This window comes from Streptacidiphilus carbonis (assembly GCF_000787775.1).
Taxonomy (GTDB): Bacteria; Actinomycetota; Actinomycetes; order Streptomycetales; family Streptomycetaceae; genus Streptacidiphilus; species Streptacidiphilus carbonis.
Window position 1 is genome coordinate 1 of sequence record NZ_BBPM01000136.1, and the last position, 2427, is coordinate 2427.

Genomic DNA, 2427 nt, shown 5'->3' on the forward strand with positions numbered 1-2427 from the left:
GTCAATGGCCATGAAGTTCTCCCCGTAGGCGGCCAGGTTCTATCCCCGCTGGCGGCCAGGTGGGTCTCCCCAGCGGCGGCCAGTTATCTCCCCGCCGTGGGTGGTGTGGTGCTCAGCTGAAGGGCTTGACGCCTTGGCCGGAGGTGGCCTGGGTGAGCCGGAAGCTGTCACCCTGGGTGACCACGATGTGGGCGTGGTGCATGAGCCGGTCGACGGTCGCCGTGGCCAGGGTCTTGGGCATGATCTCGTCGAACCCGGAGGGGTGGAGGTTGCTGCTGACCGCCAGCGCGCGCCGTTCGTAGGCGGCGTCGACCAGGCGGTAGGTCGATGGTGAACCAGGCCACCGTCATCCCGGCCTCGACCGCGGCCTGCCCGAGGGCCTCGGTGAAGTGCGACTTTCCGGTGCCCGAGGGTCCGCAGACGCAAAGGCTCTCCCGGCGCCTGACCCATTCCAGGGTCTTGAGGGCGTCCTGGGTAGCGCGGGGTATGGAGGATGCCGTCTCGTCCCAGTCGCCGAAGGTCTTGCCGGCGGGGAAGCCGGCCCGCTTGCGGCGGGTGTGCAGGTTCGCGCGGTCGCGCCCGGCGGCCTCCTCGGCCAGCAGGACGCGGACGACCTCGGCCGGGTCCCAGCGCTGGGCCTTCGCGGTGGGGATCAAGTCGCCCAGTGCGCGGCGGATGTGAGGCAGTTTCAGTCGCTTGGTCAGGGCGATCGCCTCGTTCAGGGGGTCGCCGGCCGAGCCGGGGACGCTGCGGAGCGGGGTCGTCATCGAAGGTGGTCCTGTTCGTCGGTCGCGTCGTTGTCGGGGGCGGGGGTGCCGAAGCGGGCCCAGGCCGAGGTGCCGGGCTGCAGGCTGTGGTCCTCACTGGCGCGGGTCGGCTCGGCGCTGCCGTGCCTGGCCTGGTAGTCCAGGATCGACAGCAGGTCCTTCTCGGCGAAGCGGCCGGTGACCGCGGCGGTGCCCAGGGCCCGGTCGACCTGGTCGGCGGGGAAGAGCTTGGCCAGGGCGACGGCCTCGGCCATCTTCGCCTTGACCCTGCGGGTCCCGGCGGTGGCGGCCTCGACCAGCCAGGCGGCGGCACCGGGGCCGATCATCAGGAACGCGGCCTCTTCCGCGCTGGTGGCGCGTGGGGTGCGGTCGCCTTCCTTGTCCTCGCGCTGGGGGTAGTGTTCCTCGGCGATGACCGGGCTGCCGGGGCTGCCGCGCCGGTGGCGGGCCGTCTCGGTGGCGGTGCCGTCGGCGCCGACAGCGGTCACGATGAGCTCGTCGCCGTGGAACCGCACCCAGACCCGGGTGTCGATCAGCTCGTGCGGGACCGAGTAGCGCACCGCCTCGACCGAGACGGTCGCGTCCCAGTTGACCCGGCGGGTGGTGCCGAACGCGGCCGTGAACGGCCGGCCGGGCAGCGGGTGCAGGCGGGTGCGTTCCTCGGCGAGCATGTCGGCGGGGGTCCGCCGGGTCGCGCGGTGGACGCGGCCGTTGACCTCGGCGGTGAAGTCCCGGCAGGCGGCCTCCAGTTGGGCGAAGGTGCGGTACTCATCCAGCAGGTTGACGTCCTTGGGCACCAGGTCGGCCTTGGCGATGCGCACGGTCGCCTCCGAGCCGCCCTTGGTCTCCGGGTCGGCGGGCAGGCAGGTGCGGATGGTCGTGCCGTAGTGCCGGGCGACCTCGACGATCTCGGGGTTGCGCACCGCGATCCCGGCGACGTGGTCGGTGGTGACCGTCTTCTCGTTGTCGGTCAACACGTAGGCCGGGACCCCGCCGATCCGGCGGAACGTCGCGTCCAGACAGGCGGTGACCGTGGGCAGCGTCTTGTCCCAGATCGGGATCACGACCCGGAACCTCGACCAGGCCAGCCACGCGCACCACAGCGTGGTCTTGCGCCCGGCGATCACCGGCCCGTCGCCGTAGTCGTACTGCAGCCAGAGCCCGGGCTCGGTGACCCAGGGCCGGTAGACCCGACGCTGCCCGGCCCGGAACTGGGCCTTCGCCTCGGCCACGGTGCGGCGGGTGGTGCGCTCACCGCCGGTGAAGCCCATCGCGCAGATCCGCTTGTGGACCACGTCCGCGCGGATCCGCCCGCCGGAGCGGACCACCAGCTCCTCGATCTTGGGGAGGTAGGCGTCGATCGCCCGGTCTCGGTGCCGCCGGGCCTCAGGGGCCTGCCCGGCCGCCCGCATCTGCACGTATCGGGCCACCGTGTGGTGGTCGCACCCGGCGAGCTCGGCCGCCGCGCGGTAACTGCCCGTGAGGTCGTATGCCTCCAGGATTTCCATGATCTCCCTGCTGTTCTTCACCCGCTCGACTCTCGCCGAACGAGATCTGGATCTTGTGAGCGGGGAGATATCTGGCCGTCCGCGGGGAAACCGCTGGCCATCAGTGGGGCCGTAAATGGCCGCCTCTGGGGAGTTTTCCACGGCCGCCGTCA

At 71.7% G+C, this 2427-nt stretch carries 1 protein-coding gene and 1 pseudogene; both read right to left on the bottom strand.

All coding sequences use genetic code 11. From position 1 onward, the window contains the following. Positions 1-112: 112 nt before the first annotated feature. Positions 113-767, bottom strand: a pseudogene (locus tag TR46_RS37590) (ATP-binding protein). Next, on the bottom strand, positions 764-2296 hold the full coding sequence (istA, locus tag TR46_RS37595; protein WP_042411845.1) for an IS21 family transposase: 1533 nt from the start codon (positions 2294-2296) through the stop codon (positions 764-766). Before istA ends, TR46_RS37590 begins: the two are co-directional and overlap by 4 nt. Positions 2297-2427: the final 131 nt, after the last annotated feature.